A 19,791-nucleotide genomic window follows, 5' to 3' on the forward strand; every position below is an offset into this window, starting at 1 on the left:
TGGTTCACCCTCGGACCACGGCAGCATATTGGTGATTCGAAACAAGCTTACGCCCGTTGGCAGCACGGTCTTGCGGTGATTGCAGTCGCCAGCAGCGCAGGAAATGCAGCCAGGTCCTACAGCGCCGCCGCGATGGCGTCGCCGATCGCGCTGGTGGTGCGGACGGCGCCGTCGCGGGCTTCGACGTCGGCCGTGACGGCCGCCTCGATCTTCCGGGCCGCGCCGGCGAAACCGAGGTGGTCGAGCAGGAGCGCCGCAGAGAGGATGGCCGCGGTGGGGTCGGCCTTCTGCTGGCCGGCAATGTCCGGGGCGGACCCGTGGACCGGTTCGAACATGGACGGCGCGGTGCGGTCCATGTTGAGGTTGCCGGACGCGGCGAGGCCGATCCCGCCGGTCACGGCCGCCGCGAGGTCGGTGATGATGTCGCCGAACAGGTTGTCGGTGACAATCACGTCGAAGCGGGCCGGATCGGTGACCATGAAAATCGTGGCGGCGTCGACGTGGAGGTAGTCGTGCGTGACGTCGGGGAACTCCTGGGCCACGGCCTCGACCGTGCGCTTCCAGAGCTGGCCGGCAAAGACCAGGACGTTGTGCTTGTGCACGAGGGTGAGCTTCTTGCGGGGGCGGTCGTTGGCCCGGCGGAACGCGTCGCGGACCACGCGCTCCACGCCGTGGGCCGTGTTCAGCGACACTTCGGTGGCCACCTCGTGGGGCGTGCCGGCACGCAGCGTGCCGCCGTTGCCAACATAGGGACCTTCGGTACCTTCGCGGACCACGATGAAATCGATCTCGCCGGGGTTCGCGAGCGGGCTGCCGACGCCGGCGTACAGGCGGGAGGGGCGCAGGTTGACGAAGTGGTCCAGGCTGAAGCGCAGCTTGAGCAGGAGTTCGCGTTCGATGATTCCGGAGGGAATCCGGGTATCGCCGGGCGCCGCCCCGACGGCGCCGAACAAGATGGCGTCGCGTGTGCGGAGATCGGCGAGGGTGGCCGCGGGCAGGGTCTCGCCCGTCGCGAGCCAGTGCTCCGCACCCAGCTTGTAGTGGGTCTGCTGGAGCACGATCCCCTCCGCGGCCGCGGCCTTTTCAAGGACCTTCAGGGCTTCGGCCGTGACCTCCGGGCCGATGCCGTCGCCCGGGATGACTGCCAGATCAATCGTGGATGCGCTCATATTTTCAGGGTAGCCAAGTGATCCACATTCTGGTCAAGTTGTCTCACTATTCGATCACCCTCTCCCCGGAAAAAGCAAAACGCCCCCGCTCCCCCGGATCAGGGGGTGCGGAGGCGTCAGGCTGTGAGTGCTCAGGCCTCGGCGGGTTCCTCGTACTTCGGGAACACCGGGGCCGGGGCGGGCAGTTCCGTGCCGGCGGCGATCGGCGTGCCAAGGGCCGAGAACTGGCGCGCCCCGCCTTCGGGCTGGCCGAGCGTGTGCAGGATCGCCGCCGTCCCCACCGGCATGACCGGCTGGGCCAGGATCGCGACGATCCGGAGCACCTCGAGCGTCACGTAGAGCACCGTGTTCATGCGTTCGACGTCGGTCTTGCGCAGCACCCACGGGGCCTGCTCGGCGAAGTAGGCGTTGGTGTCGCCCAGGACAGCCCAGATGGCCTCCAGCGCGCGGCTGAACTCCTGCTTCTCAAACGCCGCCCGGGCTGCGGCCAGCAGTCCGTTGGCCTGGGCCAGAATCACGGTGTCCTCGGCGGAAAATGCGCCGGGCGCGGGCACGCGGCCCTCACAGTTCTTGGCCACCATGGACAGCGACCGCTGGGCCAGGTTGCCGAAGTTGTTGGCGAGGTCGGAGTTCATCCGGCCCACGATTGCCTCGTGGTTGTAGTTGCCGTCCGCGCCGAACGGGACCTCGCGCAGGAAGAAGTAGCGCACCTGGTCCAGGCCGTACTGGGCCACGAAGTCCGCGGGGGCCACCACGTTGCCCAGCGACTTGGACATCTTGACGCCGTTGTTCTGCAGGAAGCCGTGGATCATGATCCGCTTCGGCAGCTCCAGTCCGGCGCTCATGAGGAACGCCGGCCAGTAGATGGCGTGGAAGCGGGAGATGTCCTTGCCGATCACGTGGACGTCGGCCGGCCAGAACTTCTTGAAGGAGTCCGAGTCGACGTCCGGGTAGCCGACTCCGGTGAGGTAGTTGGTCAGCGCGTCGACCCACACGTACATGACGTGTTTGTCGTTGCCGGGGACGGGAACGCCCCAGTCGAACGTGGTGCGGCTGATGGACAGGTCCTCCAGCCCGCGCCGGACGAAGCTGATGACCTCGTTGAAGCGGGACTGCGGGGCACCGAATTCGGGGTGGGCCTCGTAGAGCGCCAGCAGCTTGTCCTGATAGGCGGAGAGCCGGAAGAAGTAGCTCTCCTCGGCCGTCCAGGTGACCTCGGTGTCGGATTCGCGCGAGTAGCGGATCCCGTCGTCCTTGACCACGGTCTCGTCCTCAACATAGAACGCCTCGTCGCGGACCGAGTACCAGCCTTCGTACTTGGACAGGTAGATGTCCCCGTTGGCTTCCATCTTCTTCCAGATGGCCTGCGACGCCGCGTAGTGGTCGGCGTCCGTGGTGCGGATGAAGCGGTCGTACGAGACCCCCAGGGCCGCGTGCGCTGCCTTGTAGATCTCGGCGTTCCGGTCCACCAGTTCCTTGGGCGCCAGCCCTTCCTTCTCGGCGGTCTGGGCAATCTTCATGCCGTGCTCGTCAGTGCCGGTCAGGAAGAAGACGTCGTACCCGTCCAGGCGCTTGAACCGGGCCATCGCATCGGTGGCGATGTACTCGTACGCATGGCCGATGTGCGGTACCCCGTTGGGGTACGTGATGGCCGTGGTGATGTAGAACGGGGTCTTGTCAGTTGAAGTCACGGTCTAAATCTAGATCAGTTCTGTGAGGGTATCGCTCTGGCGGACCAGTTCGTGGTCATGTGAAGCCACCAGCACGGCGATGCCGTCCGAGGTGGTGTCCTTGAGGATGCTGATGATGCGGTTGGCCGCGGCGCGGTCCAGGCTGGCCGTGGGCTCGTCGACCACCAGGACGCGGGTGCCGAGGATGAGCGCCCGGGCGATCGCGACGCGCTGGCGTTCACCGCCGGAAAGCTGCGCGGGGCGGTGGCGCATGCGCCGGCCCAGGCCCACGAGGTCCAGGAGGTCCTTGGCCATGTCGCGCCGCTTCTCGACCTCACCGTCCGGCACGGCCGGCAGCAGGACGTTCTCGAGCGCGCTCATCCCGTCGATCAGGGCACCGCCCTGGTCAACGTAGCCGATCAGGGCCCGGCGGCGGTCGGCGATCTCGTCGTCGCCCATGGTCTCAAGCGAGTCGCCTTCCCAGAACACCCGGCCCGACGTCGGCAGGGTTAGCCCCGCGCCGACGGTCAGGATGCTGGTCTTGCCCGAGCCGGAGCGGCCCGCGACGCAGTGCATTTCGCCGGCGTGCAGCGTCATGTTGAAGTCGTCCACGACGTTGACGGCCTCGGCACCGCCCTTGCCGCCGCCGTAGTGGATGGTGATGTTGCTCAGTTCCAGCGGGGTGGCGTGGTCCGTGGCCTTCACGATCGTGTTGGCGCGGGTCTTGTGCGCACCGCGACGGGTGCTGGCGGTCATCCGGTCGTGTGCCTCCCGGTCAAGGTTCAGCTCGTTAGTCATTGGACCACTTTCGTTGCAATCGGAATCCAGCAAAGTACGGCTACGAGACCGGCAATTGCGGCCCACAGCGCGGCATAAGGGGCCAGGAGGAGGCCGATGCCGAGGGCGCCCACAACACCCAGCGGCAGCGCGACGGTTCCCACCATGGCGTTTTCAAAGAAGCGGACCTGGCCCAGCATGTCCGGGTTCCAGCCCATGGCCCGCAGCGTGCCGAGGTACTGGCGCTTGGCCTGCAGCTCGAAGCGCCCGGTGACCATGGTCAGCAGCAGCCCGACGGCGACGCCGGACACGCCCAGGATGATGCTGGGCAGGGCGATGCTGGCCGCGGCCAGCCCGCTGAGGGCGCTGGCGCCCGCGGCCCGCGGAATGTCGATCAGCAGGGCGACGAGTCCGCCGACGGCCGCGGCGAAGACACCGACGGCAACGGCCAGCGAGATGGTGTTGAACTTGTTCGTGCTCAGCTGCCGGTTCGCGAAGGTCAGCGGGGAATCAACCGCGATGAGCCGTTCATCGTGTTGCGGCTCCTGGTCCACGACGTCGCGGTGGCGCAGCTGCTGCGCGGCGACGAACGCCGCGCCGGCGTACAGCACCAGGACCGACGCCGAGACCACCGCGGTGGCGGTGCTCCAGCTGATCAGGCTCAGGACGATTCCGGCGACAGCCAGCAGCGCGGCGCCGACGCCGAATTCGGCCAGCACCCAGGAACGGATCTTGCGCTGGGTCCAGCCCATGGCGCGGAGGGTTCCGGCCTCGCTGCGCCGTTTACGGATGTAGCTGACGGTGGAGGCGCCGGTCAGGAGGGCGGCGCCGCAGAGGGTCAGGAACAGCAGGGTCAGGTTCGTGGCGGTCAGGGAGCCGGACACGGCGTCGGCGGCGTCCTGGCGGACCCACGACTGCTGCACGGTGCCCAGCGGCGATTCCTTGCCGGCGTCGTCCTTGGAGTAGCCGGGAACGGCGATGCTGGCGTCTTCGCGGGCCGAACCGGCCACCACGGTGGCCTGCAGGCCCATGTCGCGGATCTCGTTGGCGAGCTTCTCCACCTCCGGCTGCGCCTGCTTCCAGCTGCCGGGGACCTTGGCGCGGACCCGGACGGCGTCGATCACGTTGGCGTTCGTATCGTAACCGCGGGCGGCCGCGAGGCCGTAGTAGTCGGTGATGGCTCCGGCGGACTGGCTGACCAGGCCCGTGGCGCTCAGCGAAGGCTTGAGTTCGGTGTTGACGTCCTTGCCGGACGCGTCCTTGGTCAGGGTGAACGGCGCGGGGTCGTAGCCGCCCAGGGGCAGCCGGTTGACGTCGCCGGCAGCTTCCTTGACGTTCGCGGCGTCGAAGGTGCCGTAAACCATGGCCAGCGGCGTGGCCAGCTTCTTGCCGGTTTCCAGGTTCTGGCGGTAGGAGCGCTCGTCTACCGGCTCGCGCTGGGTCTGGTCGACGGCTTCGCCGTTGGCGGCCTTGTCCGGCAGCCGGTTCACGGTGACCCAGTCACCGGGCGTGGCGCTCTTGTCCACGGCGCCGTTGGCGGCGGCTTCGCCGTCCTTGTACGTCGGGGCGGCGGCAAAGTTGGTGGTCCAGGTGGCCGGGTTGTAGAGGCCCTGGCTGAAGGATCCGGTGTCGCCCATGAGCTGGGAGAGGTCCTTGGATCCGGGCCAGGCGAGGGCGAACGGGGACTTGGAGACGAACGGCAGGTAGTCCTTGTCCAGCGAGCGGGTCACGGTGCCGACGTCCTTGGTGACGTTGCCGGAGTCGTCGATTTCCTCGATTTTGACCGAGTATTTCAGGTCCAGGGCGGTGCCCGAGCGCACGATCAGCGGGATGGCCTGCGAATCGTCGGTGAGCTGGCCGTCGCGCTTGGCCTGCTGGTATTGGGTCATCAGCGGTGCCCAGTACTTGAGCTTGACGCCGAGGAAGTCCGGGCCTTCCTTGAGTTCGTCCATGCTGATGCCGTTGGTGAAGAGGCTCTCGAAGTGCCGGCCGATCGCGCCGGCGTTGCGGGCGTCCGCGGGCGGGGCCTTCTCCAGCGGGGACAGGAAGTCACCGGCCGTGCCGAGCAGCGCGCGTTCGGAGACGGGGTCGACGGCGACCACGGACTCGGTCACCTGCGGAGCCATGGGCAGGGAAACGGAGAGGTTGAAGAGGTTGTGCTCGGAGCCGCCGGCCGGGGTGGGGAACTTGATGCCGGTCTCGCCGTCCGGGCCCTGGATGCGGACGTTCTTGCCGCCCTCCACCTGTTCCTCGACCAGCTTCGCCTTGCCGAGGGAGCCCTCGGCCGTGGTTTTGAACAGGGTCTGGTCCGCTTGGCCGTCGGAGCTGACGGCGCTGGCCGTGAGGCGGTACTTCTTCGGCGTGTCGCTCAGCACTGATTCCGCGGCCGGCCATTTGCTCGGGTCCGTGGCGGTCGGGTCGCCGGAGGTGCCTGCGAGGCCCGCGTTGAAGCCCAGGTAGTCGGTGGCGTCCAGCCGCGGCGACTCCAGGTTCTGCGTCACGCGCGAGACCAGGCTGATGGGGGCGGCCACCGAGGTGCCGGAGAGCTTGCGGATCGACTCCAGCTGCTCGAAGCTGATGCCGCCCTGGCCGGTGGCGATGTCCGGCTGCATCAGGCCGCCGTCATCCTTCGCCTTGGCCTGCACCAGGACGTCATAGAGCCCCCGGGAGTTTTGGTCCACGGTCCTGCTCAGCGCCGCCTGGGACTGACCCTGGACGAGCACGGACAGGCACATGGCCACGATCAAAATGGACGCGGTCAGCAAAAGCACTCTGCTTCTGATGAACCTCTGGACGGCGTTCATTGGGCTCCTGAAAGCTGGATTGCGTGCGCACGCCGCAGTTCATTTCCTGAGGAATTGAAGGCGTCCCGTGCCGGGCGTGCAAAAGTAAAGGCCGGTCTGCCGGCCAAGACCTGAAATTCGGTCCTAGCCATTGTACGCAGACCGGCCGGCCGCTTGTGGCCGCCGGCGGCGGTCATGCCGCCGCCGGGGCCCTGCGGGGAGGACTTTAGTCCTCGAGGTCAACCTCGCGGACCATGTCAGCGCCGATCCCGGCCTTGATCGCGTCAAGGACCTGCTGGGGAACGGAACTGTCGATGGTCAGCAGGGCCAGCACCTGGCCGCCCTCTGCCTGGCGTGCCACCTGCATGCCGGCGATGTTGATGTTGTTCATGCCCAGGATGTGCCCGATCGTGCCGATCACGCCGGGGCGGTCCGTATAGGCCACCACCACGAGGTGTTCGCTGATCGGGATTTCCACCTCGTAGCCGTTGACGCCGACCAGTTTCTGGATCTGCTTCGGGCCCGTCAGGGTTCCCGCGACGGAGATCTGGCTGCCGTCGCTGAGGGCGCCGCGCAGGGTCAGGACGTTGCGGTACGACTCGGTGTCCGGGGTCGTGATGAGCCGGACGTTGATGCCGCGCTGCTCGGCGATGACGGGGGCGTTGACGTAGGAGACCTGCTCGGTCACGACGTCGGCGAAGATGCCCTTGAGCGCCGCGAGTTCCAGGACCTTGACATCGAGCGAGGAGATCTCGCCGGCCACCTCGACGTCGAACTGGGTGAGGGAGTCATGGGTCAGCGCGGTGAAGATGCGGCCCAGCTTTTCCATCAGCGGGATGCCGGGGCGGACGTCCGGGGCGATGACGCCGCCGGCGACGTTGACGGCGTCGGGGACCAGTTCGCCGGCCAGGGCCAGGCGGACAGACTTGGCGACGGATACGCCGGCCTTTTCCTGGGCCTCGTCGGTGGAGGCGCCCAGGTGCGGGGTCACCACCACGTTGTCGAGTTTGAAGAACGGCAGGTCGGTGCTGGGTTCCTTGGAGAAGACGTCGACGCCGGCGCCGGCGATGTCACCGGCCTGCAGCGCGGTGTAGAGGGCTTCCTCGTCCACCAGGCCGCCGCGGGCGACGTTGACGACGTACGCCGTGCTCTTCATCTTCTTGAAGGCCTCGGCGCCGAGCATGCCGACGGTTTCCGGGGTCTTGGGCATGTGGATGGTGATGAAGTCCGACTGTGCCAGGAGCTCGTCGAGCGTCACCAGCTGCACGCCGAGCTGGGCGGCCCGGGCGGAGGTGATGTAGGGGTCGTACGCGAGGATCTTGGTGTCGAAGCCCTTCAGGCGGGCCGCGACCAGGGCGCCGATCCGGCCCAGGCCGATAATGCCGATCTTCTTCTCGAAGAGCTCGATGCCGGTGTACTTGGAGCGCTTCCACTCCCCGTCTTTGAGGGCGGAGCTGGCCTGCGGGATGTGGCGGGCGAGGCTCAGGATGTGCCCGACGGTCAGTTCGGCGGCGGAGACGATGTTGGAGGTCGGCGCGTTGACCACCATGACGCCGGCCTGGGTGGCCGCCTTGATGTCCACGTTGTCCAGGCCGACGCCGGCGCGGGCGATGACCTTGAGGTTCTTGGCGGCGGCGATGGCCTCCGCGTCCAGCTGGGTGGCGGAGCGGACCAGGATCGCGTCGACGTCGGCGATCGCGGAGAGCAGCTGGGAACGGTCGGAGCCGTCAGTCTGGCGGATTTCAAAGTCCGGGCCGAGGGCCTCGACTGTGGCGGGCGAAAGTTCCTCAGCGAGGAGTACGACAGGTTTGGTGCTTGTCACCGGTGACCTCTTTAGCTCTCTTGTGTATCTGGTGGGGATTTTGGTGAATCGGGTGATGCGGGTGGTGCTGGACAGCAGGGAAGCCGGACCCCATGATGTGGTGTCCGGCTCCCCTGCCGGGCAGTGCCTAGCGGGCCACTGAGCCTTCGGTGTAGTCGTCTTCGTTCTTGATCCAGGAGAACAGCTTGCGCAGTTCGCGGCCGGTGGCCTCGATCGGGTGGTCCTCACCCTTCTTGCGCAGCGCCTTGAACTCCGGTGCGCCGGCGTCCTGGTCGTCGATGAAGCGCTTGGCGAAGGTGCCGTCCTGGATGTCCGCGAGGACAGCCTTCATGTTTTCCTTCACCTGCGGGGTGATGACGCGGGGGCCGGAGACGTAGTCGCCGTATTCCGCGGTGTCCGAGACGCTCCAGCGCTGCTTGGCGATGCCGCCCTCGACCATGAGGTCGACGATCAGCTTGAGCTCGTGCAGTACCTCGAAGTAGGCGACCTCGGGCTTGTAGCCGGCCTCGGTGAGGGTCTCGAAGCCGTACTGGATCAGCTGCGAGGCGCCGCCGCAAAGGACAGCCTGCTCGCCGAAGAGGTCGGTTTCGGTCTCTTCGGTGAAGGTGGTCTCGATGACGCCCGCACGGGTGCCGCCGATCGCCTTGGCGTAGGACAGGGCCAGTTCCTTGGCCTTGCCCGACGGGTTCTGCTCGACGGCGATCAGGTCCGGCACGCCGCGGCCGGCTTCAAACTCGCGGCGCACGATGTGGCCCGGGCCCTTGGGGGCGACGAGGGCGACGTCGACGTCGGCCGGCGGCTGGATGTAGCCGTAGCGGATGTTGAAGCCGTGGCCGAAGAACAGGGCGTCGCCCGGCTGCAGGTTGGGGGCGATGTCCTCGGCGTAAACGTGGCGCTGCACCTGGTCCGGGGTCAGGACCATGATGAGGTCGGCCTCGGCGACGGCGTCGGCAACGTTCAGGACCCGCAGGCCCTCGGCCTCGGCCTTGGCGCGGGACTTCGAGCCTTCCTTCAGGCCGACGCGGACGTCAACGCCGGAATCGCGCAGGCTGAGGGCGTGGGCGTGGCCCTGGGAGCCGTAACCGATGACGGCGACGGTGCGGCCCTGGATGATCGACAGGTCGGCGTCGTCGTCGTAAAACATTTCAGTCACTGGGGTGTCTCCTTTTGAGTGGATTCTTCGTAGATATTGTCTGTGGTGCTGCGGTACAACGGGGCGGCTCCGCCTGCGCGGTTTTTTACGCGGTCTTACGCGCTGCGGAGTGCCCTGTCACTCATGGAGCGGGATCCCCGCCCAACGGCCAAGGTGCCGGACTGCACGATTTCGCGGATGCCGAATGGCTCAAGCACTGACAAGAGTGCCGTGAGCTTCTCGGGGTGGCCCGTTGCCTCAATGACCACCGACTCTGTGGAGACGTCGACCACTGAAGCGCGGAACAGGTCTGCAGCCTGGGTGACCTGCAGGCGTGTTGCGGCATCCGCACGTACCTTGACCAGGATGTGGTCACGCTGTACGGAAGATTCGGAGGTGAGCTCGACGATCTTGATCACGTTGACCAGCTTGTTCAGCTGTTTCGTGACCTGTTCGATCAGCTCGCCATCGGCGTCGACCACTACGGTCATCCGGGACATGCCCGGGACCTCGGTGGGGCCGACGGCCAGGGAATTGATATTGAAGGCCCGGCGGGCGAAGAGGCTGGCGACGCGGGTCAGCACACCGGGCTTGTCTTCGACCAGAACGGACAATGTGTGGCGGGTCATGTTCAGTCCTCCTCTTCCCATTCCGGGGTCATGTTGCGGGCAACCTGGATCTGGTCGTTGCTGACCCCCGCGGGGACCATCGGCCACACCATCGAGTTGGGGCTCACGACGAAGTCGATGACCACCGGGCGGTCATTGATCTCCAGTGCCTTCTGGATGGTGGCGTCGATGTCCTCGTCGCGTTCGCACCGGAAGGCAGCGCAGCCGTAGGCGTCCGCCAGCTTGACGAAGTCCGGGATGCGGACCGTGTCGTGTCCGGTGTTGAGGTCGGTGTTGGAGTAGCGGCCCTCGTAGAAGAGGGTCTGCCACTGCCGGACCATGCCCAGGGAGGAGTTGTTGATGATGGCGACCTTGATGGGGATCTTGTTGATCGCGCAGGTGGCGAGTTCCTGGTTGGTCATCTGGAAGCAGCCGTCGCCGTCGATCGCCCAGACAACGCGGTCCGGTTCGCCCACTTTGGCGCCCATGGCCGCCGGCACGGCGTAGCCCATGGTGCCGGCGCCGCCGGAGTTGAGCCAGGCATGCGGGCGTTCGTACTTGATGAACTGCGACGCCCACATCTGGTGCTGTCCGACGCCGGCGACATACACGCCTTCGGGTCCGGTCAGGGCGCCGATGCGTTCGATCACGCGCTGCGGGGCGCTGAGGCCGTCCTCGGGTTCGGTCCAGCCGAGCGGGTAGGTTTCCTTGAGGTTGTTAAGGAAGGCCCACCAGGCGGTCAGGTCCGGCGTGCCGAAGGCTTCGAACTGCGTGCGCAGGGCCTCGGTCAGTTCCGGGATGATCTCCTTGACCGAGCCGACGATCGGGACGTCGGCCGTGCGGTTCTTGGAGATTTCCGCCGGATCGATGTCGGCGTGGATGACCTTGGCGTTCGGGGCAAAGGACTTCAGGATGCCGGTGACGCGGTCATCGAACCGGGCGCCCAGGGTGATCAGCAGGTCCGACTGCTGCAGGGCCGTCACGGCGGAAACCGTGCCATGCATGCCCGGCATGCCCACGTGCTGCGGGTGCGAGTCCGGGAACACGCCCCGGGCCATCAGGGTGGTGACCACGGGGGCGCCGGTCAGCTCGGCCAGTTCGCGCAGCTCGGCCGAGGCGTGGGCCTTGACCACTCCGCCGCCGACGTAGAGCACGGGCTTGCTGGCAGCGGAAATGAGCCGCGCGGCCTCGCGGACCTGCTTGCTGTGGCCGCGCACCACCGGGCGGTATCCCGGGAGATCGATCTTGGGCGGCCAGGAGAACGTCATCTGGCCCTGCTGGGCGTCCTTGGCTACGTCCACGAGGACCGGGCCCGGGCGTCCGGTGGACGCCAGGTGGAACGCCTCGGCCATCACGTGCGGGATGTCGTTGGGGTCCGTGACCAGGAAGGAGTGCTTCGTGATCGGCATGGTGATCCCGACGATGTCCGCTTCCTGGAAGGCGTCGGTGCCGATCACCCCGCTGGAGACCTGGCCGGTAATGGCCACTATCGGCACGGAGTCCATGTGGGCATCCATGATGGCGGTAACGAGGTTGGTGGCACCCGGGCCCGAGGTGGCGATGCAGACGCCAACCCGTCCGGTAACCATGGCGTAGCCTTGCGCGGCGTGGCCGGCTCCCTGTTCGTGACGGACCAGAACGTGGTTCATTTTGGAGGCCATCAAGGGGTCGTAGGTGGGCAGGATCGCGCCACCGGGCAAACCGAAAATGTCCTGGACGCCGAGTTCTTCGAGCGAGCGGACAATTGCTTGCGAACCGGTCATGACCGTCGGGGGTACGACGTTGTTCGGTCCGAGGACAGGAGAGACGGCAGCAGAGTCGACGCCGGCATCAGCCGGACGTTCGACGCGTTCCGGAGCCTTGTGGGCTCCAGCGGACTTGGTGGCCATCAGCGAGGGGCTGATCGGCGATCCTTTGCTCATCGGACTCTTCCTTTGTGGATCTTCGGTGATCGTGGAACTACTGGGTTGTTCTGGTGGTGCGGCTGGTGGTGCGGGAAATAAAAAAACCCCTCAGCCGGCGGGCTCTTCGAGGGGTTGCGCGTGACGGTTCGTTACCAGTGAAGGCTAATGAGCCACGCGCTTGGTAAGTACGACGGAAACACCCGCAGTGCCCTCGACTGCAGGGCACTCAACTGCGGTGACTCCGGCTGTAACGATCTCGATCATGCGTTCAGTTTTCCCTCTGAGTGAGACGGGTGTCAACGAGCCCGGCCCGCGTCTCACTATTTGGACAACGGTGTCCACTGGTTGGGACCCTCGTCGTCCCTTGGTGAGCCCGCAGCCATCGGCGGCAGGGCTTAATAAGGGGGATTTCGAGGGCCCTGGGGTTGCGGCGCTCGCGCCGCAACCCCAGGGTAGGAATCACCCGCAGTACGCGCCCGTGGAGGCGCTGTGGACGAGCTTGGCGTACTTGGCGAGCACACCCTTCGTGAACTTGGCCGGGAGCGGCTCCCAGCCGACCTTGCGGGCCTCGAGCTCGGCGCCGTCGACCAGGAGGTCGAAGGTGCGGGCCGCGATGTCCACGCGGATCCGGTCACCGTCCTTGACGAACGCGATGGGACCGCCGTCGACGGCTTCCGGCGCAACGTGGCCGATGCACAGGCCGGTGGTTCCGCCGGAGAACCGTCCGTCGGTCAGCAGCAGGACGTCCTTGCCCAGGCCCGCGCCCTTGATGGCGCCGGTGATGGCGAGCATCTCGCGCATGCCGGGGCCGCCCTTAGGGCCTTCGTAGCGGATCACGACGACGTCGCCCTTGTGGATCTCACCCTTATCCAGGGCATCGAGCGCGCCCTGTTCGCGTTCGAACACGCGGGCCGTGCCCTCGAAGACGTCGGCGTCGAAGCCGGCGCTCTTGACGACGGCGCCTTCCGGGGCCATCGAACCGTGCAGGATGGTGATGCCGCCGGTCTTGTGGATCGGGTTGTCCAGTGCGCGCAGGATCTTGCCGTCCAGGTCCGGCGGGTTGATCGCGGCGAGGTTCTCGGCCACGGTCTTGCCGGTGACGGTGAGGCAGTCACCGTGCAGCAGGCCGGCGTCGAGCAGTGCCTTCATGATGACCGGCACGCCGCCGATCTTGTCGACGTCGGTCATGACGTAGCGGCCGAACGGCTTGAGGTCGCCCAGGTGCGGGATCTTGTCGCCGATCCGGTTGAAGTCTTCCAGCGTCAGCTCCACTTCGGCCTCGCGGGCGATCGCGAGCAGGTGCAGTACGGCGTTGGTGGAACCGCCGAAGGCCATGGTGACGGCGATCGCGTTCTCGAACGCCTTGCGCGTCATGATGTCGCGCGCGGTGATGCCCAGGCGCAGCAGGTTGACCACGGCTTCGCCGGACTTGTGCGCAAAGGCGTCGCGGCGGCGGTCCGCGGAGGGCGGTGCGGCGGAGCCGGGCAGGGACATGCCCAAAGCCTCGCCGATGCAGGCCATGGTGTTGGCGGTGTACATGCCGCCGCAGGCGCCCTCGCCCGGGCAGATTGCCTTTTCGATGCGGTCCAGGTCCTCGCGGCTCATCTTGCCGGCGGCGCACGCACCGACGGCCTCAAACGCGTCGATGAGGGTGACTTCCTTTTCGGAGCCGTCCTCGAGCTTGACCCAGCCGGGCATGATGGAGCCGGCGTAGAGGAACACGGCGGCCAGGTCCAGGCGGGCCGCGGCCATCAGCATGCCGGGCAGCGACTTGTCGCAACCGGCCAGGAGCACGGAGCCGTCGATCCGCTCGGCCTGCATGACCGTCTCGACGGAGTCGGCGATGACTTCACGGGACACCAGGGAGAAGTGCATGCCCTCGTGGCCCATGGAAATGCCGTCCGAGACGGAGATGGTGCCGAACTGCATGGGGAACCCGCCGCCGGCGTGGACGCCTTCCTTGGCGCCCTGGGCGAGCCGGTTCAACGAAAGGTTGCAGGGGGTGATCTCGTTCCACGAGCTCGCCACGCCGATCTGCGGCTTGGCGAAGTCGTCGTCGCCCATGCCGACCGCCCGGAACATGCCGCGCGCGGGGGCGGCGTGGATTCCATCGGTAACGACCCGGCTGCGGGGCTTGATGTCCGGCTTGGTGTCTGCTGCTGTTTGGGTGTCCTGACTCATGGCTCAAAGTCTAGGGCTCGGCCACAGGCGCCAACGACCCAAGAACGGAGCGTTAAGCGGAAAACCGGGAATATGTCGATCAAATAGTGGACTCTCGTCTCACATCATGACACCGGGGCGTGGTTTGCCTTAGGCCCGGTGAGCCGCGTCACGCAGTTCCGGGGCTTCGGCGACACCCTGGGCTTCGGCCTTGAGCATCGCCAGGACCTGCTGGATGGTGGTCCGGGCCGCGACGTCCGGACGGGCCAGCGCCACGATGCTCCGACTGGCCTTCACGCCCTCGAGCGGGCGCAGGACAAACCCCCGGCCCTGGTTGCTGACCGCCGTGTACCGCGGCAGCAGGCTCAGCCCATGCCCGGCGCTGACCAGGGCCTCCAGGACCCGCAGATCCGGGAACTGCTGGGCCCGGACGGCCTGCGCGTCGGCCCGGACCTCGATCTGGCGGAGCACGGTGTCGAAGGGAAAGCCCTCGGGGACTCCCATCCACGGAAAGCCGACGACGTCCTCGGCGCACAGTGTGGCTTTGCCGGCCAAAGCGTGCCCGGCCGGCAAAGCCACATCCAGGGGTTCGTCCAGCAGCGGCACCACCGTCAGGCCCTGGCCGCCGAAGACTTCCGGACCGTCGACGCTGTGCGCCAGGACGATGTCGTAGTCCGCGGTCAGCCCGGCGAACCCGGCAACGCCCGGGTCCTCGAAGTGCGCCTCGAACCGAAGCCCCTCGACGGCCTTGACCCGGTGAAGCATGCCCGGCAGGAACATCTCCGCAGCGCTGGGAAAGAAGGCTGCCAGCACCCGCGTCTGCCAGCCGCGCCGGTACGTGTCGATGGTTGCTTCCGCCCGCGCCATGGCCGTCGAGACGTCGGCGGCGGCGCCGGCCATGGCCAGTCCAGCCTCGGTAAGGCGCACCCCCCTGCCGGACTTCTCCACCAGGACGACGCCCAGTTCCTCCTGCAGGGTTTTCAGCTGCTGCGACACTGCCGATGGCGTGACCTTCATGGCCTCGGCCGTGGCGCCTACGGTCCCGCGGCCGGCGAGTTCGCGCAGAATCTGCAGTCGCTTGAAATCCATGAGGCGAGGCTACACGCCGGGCCGGGTTTGATTCCGGTTCGGGGCTGCACACCAGGCCGGAGATCCGCTCCAGGAATGCCCGGCATTTGGCCGCCGGGAGGGTGGACAGCCGGCTTTGCCCGGACGTAACGTCAAGCATCGGCAACCATGTCTCATGGGCTGAATACGGACTGAAAGGCTCTGCTATGGACTGGATCGTCTGGCTCGTCGTCATCATCGTGGTGGTCGCTGTGGTGTGGCGGCTGCTGAACCGGAACAAGAGCCGCCCGGGCGCAGATTCCTCATCCGCCGCAGGCACCAGCACCAGCACCTCTTCCGGCACTTCTGCCGGCATTTCTTCTGACACCCCTGCCGGTTCGACGGCGCTGCCAGATGCTGCGGCGGCCAGCGAGTCGGCGGCGAGTTCGGCGGCGAGTTCGACGGCGCCGAGTGGTTCGGCGGCCAGTCCGACGGCGGCGGCGGGCACGGCAGCGATGGCAGGCCCGGCAGCGGCCGGGGCCGCGGGTCCGACGGCGGCCGCCGGTGCCGCCGCGATGGCCGCGCCCGATGCGGCGTCTGCGCCTGAGCCGGACGCACCTGCCCGGGAGGCCACGGCTGCCCCCGAAGCGGCCGAACCCGCCGCGGCCGCCGCGCCCGCCGCGGCCCCCGCGGCCCCGACAGTCGAGCCGGGCGCCAAGGCGGCCCCAGAGGCAGCGGGCGCAACGGGCAATGCCGAGTGGGAGACCCAGTGGTCCGAGACCGCCCCGCCGGCGGAGACGCACACCGCCGGAGCCCACGTCGAGCCGGCCCGCGGTGCGCACGCTGTGACGGCCGCCGAGCTTGGCGCGGCTGCGGAGACTGGCGCGGCGGACCTGCCCGTCCACCACCCCGAATACACTGAGCCCCACGCGCCGACTCTGCCCGGGGCGGAATCGGCAGCCGCGGAACCGGTCGACGACGAGGACTCAGTTGCCGGCACTGCCACTACAACCAGCACTGGCGCCGGCCCCGTCCCCGCCACGGGCACCGGCTCAGCGATGCCCGCGGATCTCGCTGAGCCGGAAACGACGCAGGCGGCAGCCTCGCCAGCGGCGGCCGGGGCCTCCGCCAGCCAAACGGCCGAGCCCACCGGCCATTTGGCCACTGAGCAGCCCTACGGGGAGGGGTCAGCGGCTCCGGCGGCGGACGGAAGAGGCCCGGCGGGTTTCACCGTCAAGGGCAATGCCTCGTCGATGATCTACCACGACGAGACCAGCCCGGCGTACGAAGAAACCCGGGCTGAGGTGTGGTTTGCCTCCCCGGCCCACGCCGAAGCGGCCGGGTTTCGGCCGCCGCGCCGGACACGGCAGTAGCCGGCGGCCCGGGCCGCCGGCCCACGCCTTCCCATCGCGTCCGTTGATGCTCCCCCGTTTCACCCACAGGCGTTTCGTTGGCAGGGCAGCGGCCCGGGCCACCGCGCTGGCCGTTGCCCTGTTTTTCTTGGGTGCCTGTACCGGCGGCTCAACCTCCCCCGTGGTTCAGCCGGGAGACCGCACTGCCACCGGCGCAACAGTTACGGCCGGGGCGGCGGGTGAGCCCACCGTTGCCGGGCGGGTTAGCGGGCTGCAACTGCCGTGGTCCACGGTCCATTTGCCCGACGGCACCGCGGTCATCTCCGAGCGCGACACCGCCCTGCTCAGGACCATCAAAGACGGGCAGCTGGGTACGGTCGGCAAAGTGCCCGGCGTCGTTCCCGGCGGCGAAGGCGGCCTCCTGGGCCTTGCCCTTTCCCCCGACTTCGCGTCGGACCGGTACCTCTACGCCTACTTCACCGCGGCGGCGGACAACAGAATCGCCCGCATGCGGCTGGAGGAACGTGGCGGCCGGCTGGAGCTCGGCGCCCTGGAACCGGTTTTCACCGGTATTTCCAAGGCCGGCACGCACAACGGCGGCCGGATCCGGTTTGGGCCCGACGGTTTCCTGTATGTGGGGACCGGCGACTCCCAGCGCCGGGAGCAGCCGCAGGACCGTGCGGCGCTGGGCGGGAAGATCCTCCGCCTCACTCCGGATGGCCGGCCGGCGCCGGGAAACCCGTTCGGCGACAACCCGGTCTACAGCTTTGGCCACAGGAACGTCCAGGGGCTGGCCTGGGACAGCGCGGGCCGGCTGTGGGCCAGCGAATTCGGCCCCGACGTCAACGACGAGCTCAACCTGATCGTGCCGGGCGGCAACTACGGCTGGCCCGAGGTGACGGGTGCCCCTCACCGCCCCGGTCTCCTGGACGCCGAAGTGGTGTGGCCGTCGACGGCGGAGTCCTCCCCCAGCGGACTCGAAATTGTCGGCAGCATTGCCTATCTGGGCGCCCTTCGCGGTCAAAGACTCTGGGTTGTACCCCTCAACGGCGAATTCGCCGGAGATCCTGTGAGTTATTTCACAGGAAAGTATGGCCGGGTGCGCAACGTTTCCCTCGCTCCTGACGGCCGTCTGTGGCTCCTCAGTAACGGTCAAAACCCTGATTTCGCGCTGATTTTGAACCTCCCCGGCTGACGTGGACCAGCCCGCGCCCCTCGATTTCACACGACAGCCAATCTCGTGTAGAGTTTCATGTCGTTGCGGAGAACAACGCGGGAAATAAAAAGCCCCGGTGAACGAAAACAACAGATGCACCTCTAGCTCAACTGGCAGAGCAATTGACTCTTAATCAATGGGTTCCGGGTTCGAGTCCCGGGGGGTGCACCAACGAAAACCCCGTCTTTACTGGCCTAGCGGCTGGCAGAGGCGGGGTTTTGTTTTGCTCCGTATGGCTCTGGGGGATATTCATCAGCTATGTACTCTGGCCCGCCCCCGGCAGCGGAAGCCCAAGGCCGCCCACACAGCTTCATCCGGAAGGTCCTGAAGGCGATGGGCCCGGCAGCCGGCACCGAATGGCATCACCCGGACGGCACAACCCTGCTGCGCGTCAACGGCAAGCTGTCCCCGAGCGTAAACGCCCAGTACACCGCCGCCTTCGGCAAATAGTCCCCCATACCCGCACAGAAGCCCGGTCAACCCTCGAGGCGGCCGTGCGTCTCCACGCCTTGCCAGCTACGGTCAGTCCTGCCTCAACCGCCGTCAGGATTTGTCGCCGCTGTTGCACGCCTACGGCGCCAGAAGCTGACAGACGTCGGTCACGGTGCCTGGGCCGGTGGGTCCCGCGTCCGGGTATACCGGTCCGACTCGGATTCCGGCTGGTGCCGCGAAGACGTCGCCGCCAACCCGAACGCGGCACTGACACTCTCCGGGAGCTCGCCACCGACTAGGACGACACTATGGCCAGGTTCAATGCAGCCCTGAACCCGTCCCTCGGCACTCTATGCGTACGGCGGCCCGCGCCCCGCTCGCCAGCTCAGACTCCGGGCCGGCACTCCCCCTGGCCGAGGAGGGCCAGGCCGTTGAGGTCCCCGGCCTGGTAGCTGTTCAGGCCGGCAGCGTCGGTAGGGTTCATCAGCTGGGTCGGGTCCTGGACGTGGTCCAGCCCCACGACGTGGCCGAGTTCGTGTTCGATGGTGCCGAGGGCCTGGGCCGGGCCTTCGAGCTCGATCAGGGACCGCAGGCCGGTCGCGTTCAGCTCCAGCTGGCCGCTGACGTAGGTGAAGTCGGTGTCCCCAATACTGACGGCCTCGCTGCCGCCCCGGCCCAGGATGGTGTCCCCGTCATCGAGGTCGGTGAAACTGGGTTCCTCGGCAGTGGTTTCCCAGGCGATGAGCACAGGCGCCCACCGGTCCCCGTAGCGGGCCGGCTGGTAGGAGTCGCGCTGCGCTGACGGCGACTCTGTGGTGGGCCCGTCGTTGATGAACACCAGCCCGGTCGCGCGGGAAACCGCGTCGATTGCCTGCTGGATGAGTTCCGGTCCGGCGGCGGGCTCGTTGGCGGAACGGATGACGTAGTGGATGGGCCGGCACGGATCGTACTTGACCGGTTGCCCGTCATCGTCGGTATCCATGAAGGCGTAGGCGGCGGACGTGGCAGGCACCGGTGCGGGCCGTCCGAGCGGGGCAGCGCCCTCTTCCCGGCCCGGTGTCGGGTAGTCGGTGAGGGGCCCGGACCCGGCGGCGTCCGCAGGATAAGCATCTGCCGGAGGCGGGATGAAAGGTGCCAGCAGGTTGGGCATGCCGAGATCGGGGGCTTCACCGGGGCCGCCGAGCAACGCCGACGGTTTCAGATCGCCGTGCAGATAGAGGCTGAATCCGGCCAGGAGCGCGCCGGCTGTCACGACGGCGGTGACCTTGAACAATGCCCGGAAGAGGCGGATCGGCCATGGGGCGCGGCGGGCCAAGGCGTCCCGGACGGCGGAGGAAGAGGTGTGCACCTGACTCGCGTCCCAGGCCGGTAGCAGCGGTGCGGAATTACCGCGCCAGCCCTCGGGCGGGGCAGGGTTGCCGGCCATTTCTTCAAGCTTCCACAGCGGAATCCGCCTCGGTTCCCCCAGCTCCCCCGGCTCACCCATCTGCGCCTGTACCCCCATCGTCGTCGGCTCCCGGAGTCAGCGTAAGGGAAACCGAGGCGGCGCACCACGTCCAAGGCCGCTTTCACTCCGGCCTGATAGGTGTCGGCGGCGTCGCCGCGGGGCGCGGCCCGGACCGCCCAGACAGCGGCTGAGTATTCGCGGTGAATCCGTTCTTGCTGGTTCCCTGGTGGTCATAGTTGCAGTGGGAATCGCGTTCAAGTTGCGTTCCAAGC

The 19,791-nt window shown here is 67.4% G+C and carries 14 protein-coding genes and 1 tRNA gene; 4 read left to right on the forward strand and 11 right to left on the reverse strand.

The genetic code is table 11. The features are described 5' to 3' along the window. Positions 1-116 precede the first annotated feature (116 nt). From C560_RS0115830 to C560_RS0115875, 10 genes are all read right to left on the reverse strand, one after another. Positions 117-1,169, reverse strand: coding sequence for a 3-isopropylmalate dehydrogenase (locus tag C560_RS0115830; RefSeq protein WP_018773525.1), 1,053 nt, complete (start codon positions 1,167-1,169; stop codon positions 117-119). A gap of 131 nt (positions 1,170-1,300) precedes the next feature. Further along, on the reverse strand, positions 1,301-2,860 hold the full coding sequence (gene metG / locus C560_RS0115835) for a methionine--tRNA ligase (RefSeq protein WP_026538930.1): 1,560 nt from the start codon (positions 2,858-2,860) through the stop codon (positions 1,301-1,303). 9 nt (positions 2,861-2,869) lie between these two features. Further along, positions 2,870-3,637 carry an ABC transporter ATP-binding protein gene (locus C560_RS0115840; RefSeq protein ID WP_018773527.1) on the reverse strand — a complete coding sequence of 256 codons (768 nt, stop codon included), beginning with the start codon at positions 3,635-3,637 and terminating at the stop codon, positions 2,870-2,872. Next, positions 3,634-6,420: an ABC transporter permease gene (locus tag C560_RS0115845; protein ID WP_026538931.1), complete on the reverse strand. Its 2,787-nt coding sequence runs from the start codon at positions 6,418-6,420 to the stop codon at positions 3,634-3,636. The genes C560_RS0115840 and C560_RS0115845 overlap by 4 nt, the downstream gene beginning before the upstream one ends. Before the next feature lie 205 nt (positions 6,421-6,625). Further along, complete coding sequence (gene serA / locus C560_RS0115850) at positions 6,626-8,221, reverse strand: phosphoglycerate dehydrogenase (RefSeq protein ID WP_026538932.1); 1,596 nt, start codon at positions 8,219-8,221, stop codon at positions 6,626-6,628. Between the two features lie 127 nt (positions 8,222-8,348). Continuing rightward, positions 8,349-9,374, reverse strand: a complete 1,026-nt coding sequence (gene ilvC, locus C560_RS0115855) for a ketol-acid reductoisomerase (protein WP_026538933.1) — start codon at positions 9,372-9,374, stop codon at positions 8,349-8,351. A 95-nt stretch (positions 9,375-9,469) separates the two neighbouring features. Continuing rightward, entirely contained in the window at positions 9,470-9,982 is a 513-nt protein-coding gene (gene ilvN / locus C560_RS0115860; protein WP_018773531.1) for an acetolactate synthase small subunit, read from the reverse strand. Between the two features lie 2 nt (positions 9,983-9,984). Further along, positions 9,985-11,883: an acetolactate synthase large subunit gene (locus tag C560_RS0115865; RefSeq protein WP_018773532.1), complete on the reverse strand. Its 1,899-nt coding sequence runs from the start codon at positions 11,881-11,883 to the stop codon at positions 9,985-9,987. A 441-nt stretch (positions 11,884-12,324) separates the two neighbouring features. Then, on the reverse strand, positions 12,325-14,046 hold the full coding sequence (ilvD, locus tag C560_RS0115870) for a dihydroxy-acid dehydratase (RefSeq protein WP_026538934.1): 1,722 nt from the start codon (positions 14,044-14,046) through the stop codon (positions 12,325-12,327). A 129-nt stretch (positions 14,047-14,175) separates the two neighbouring features. Continuing rightward, the gene (locus C560_RS0115875) at positions 14,176-15,114 is read right to left on the reverse strand and encodes a LysR family transcriptional regulator (RefSeq protein ID WP_018773534.1); all 939 of its coding nucleotides are present in this window, start codon (positions 15,112-15,114) and stop codon (positions 14,176-14,178) included. A 185-nt stretch (positions 15,115-15,299) separates the two neighbouring features. On the opposite strand from C560_RS0115875, the gene C560_RS0115880 reads away from it, so the two are divergent. From C560_RS0115880 to C560_RS0115895, 4 genes are all read left to right on the forward strand, one after another. Beyond that, a complete protein-coding gene (locus C560_RS0115880) occupies positions 15,300-16,445 on the forward strand; it encodes a sunset domain-containing protein (protein ID WP_026538935.1) in 1,146 nt (381 codons plus the stop codon). Positions 16,446-16,491: 46 nt separating this feature from the next. After that, the gene (locus C560_RS0115885) at positions 16,492-17,619 is read left to right on the forward strand and encodes a PQQ-dependent sugar dehydrogenase (RefSeq protein ID WP_026538936.1); all 1,128 of its coding nucleotides are present in this window, start codon (positions 16,492-16,494) and stop codon (positions 17,617-17,619) included. A gap of 116 nt (positions 17,620-17,735) precedes the next feature. Further along, positions 17,736-17,811 (forward strand) — tRNA-Lys (locus tag C560_RS0115890). Positions 17,812-17,898: 87 nt separating this feature from the next. Next, a complete protein-coding gene (locus tag C560_RS0115895; protein WP_026538937.1) occupies positions 17,899-18,090 on the forward strand; it encodes a hypothetical protein in 192 nt (63 codons plus the stop codon). 367 nt (positions 18,091-18,457) lie between these two features. Here C560_RS0115895 and C560_RS22735 read toward each other — a convergent pair whose 3' ends face one another. Further along, positions 18,458-19,420, reverse strand: a complete 963-nt coding sequence (locus C560_RS22735; RefSeq protein ID WP_155855810.1) for a hypothetical protein — start codon at positions 19,418-19,420, stop codon at positions 18,458-18,460. Positions 19,421-19,791: the final 371 nt, after the last annotated feature.

The sequence above is a fragment of the Arthrobacter sp. 9MFCol3.1 genome, assembly GCF_000620385.1.
In the GTDB taxonomy this organism is placed as follows: domain Bacteria; phylum Actinomycetota; class Actinomycetes; order Actinomycetales; family Micrococcaceae; genus Arthrobacter.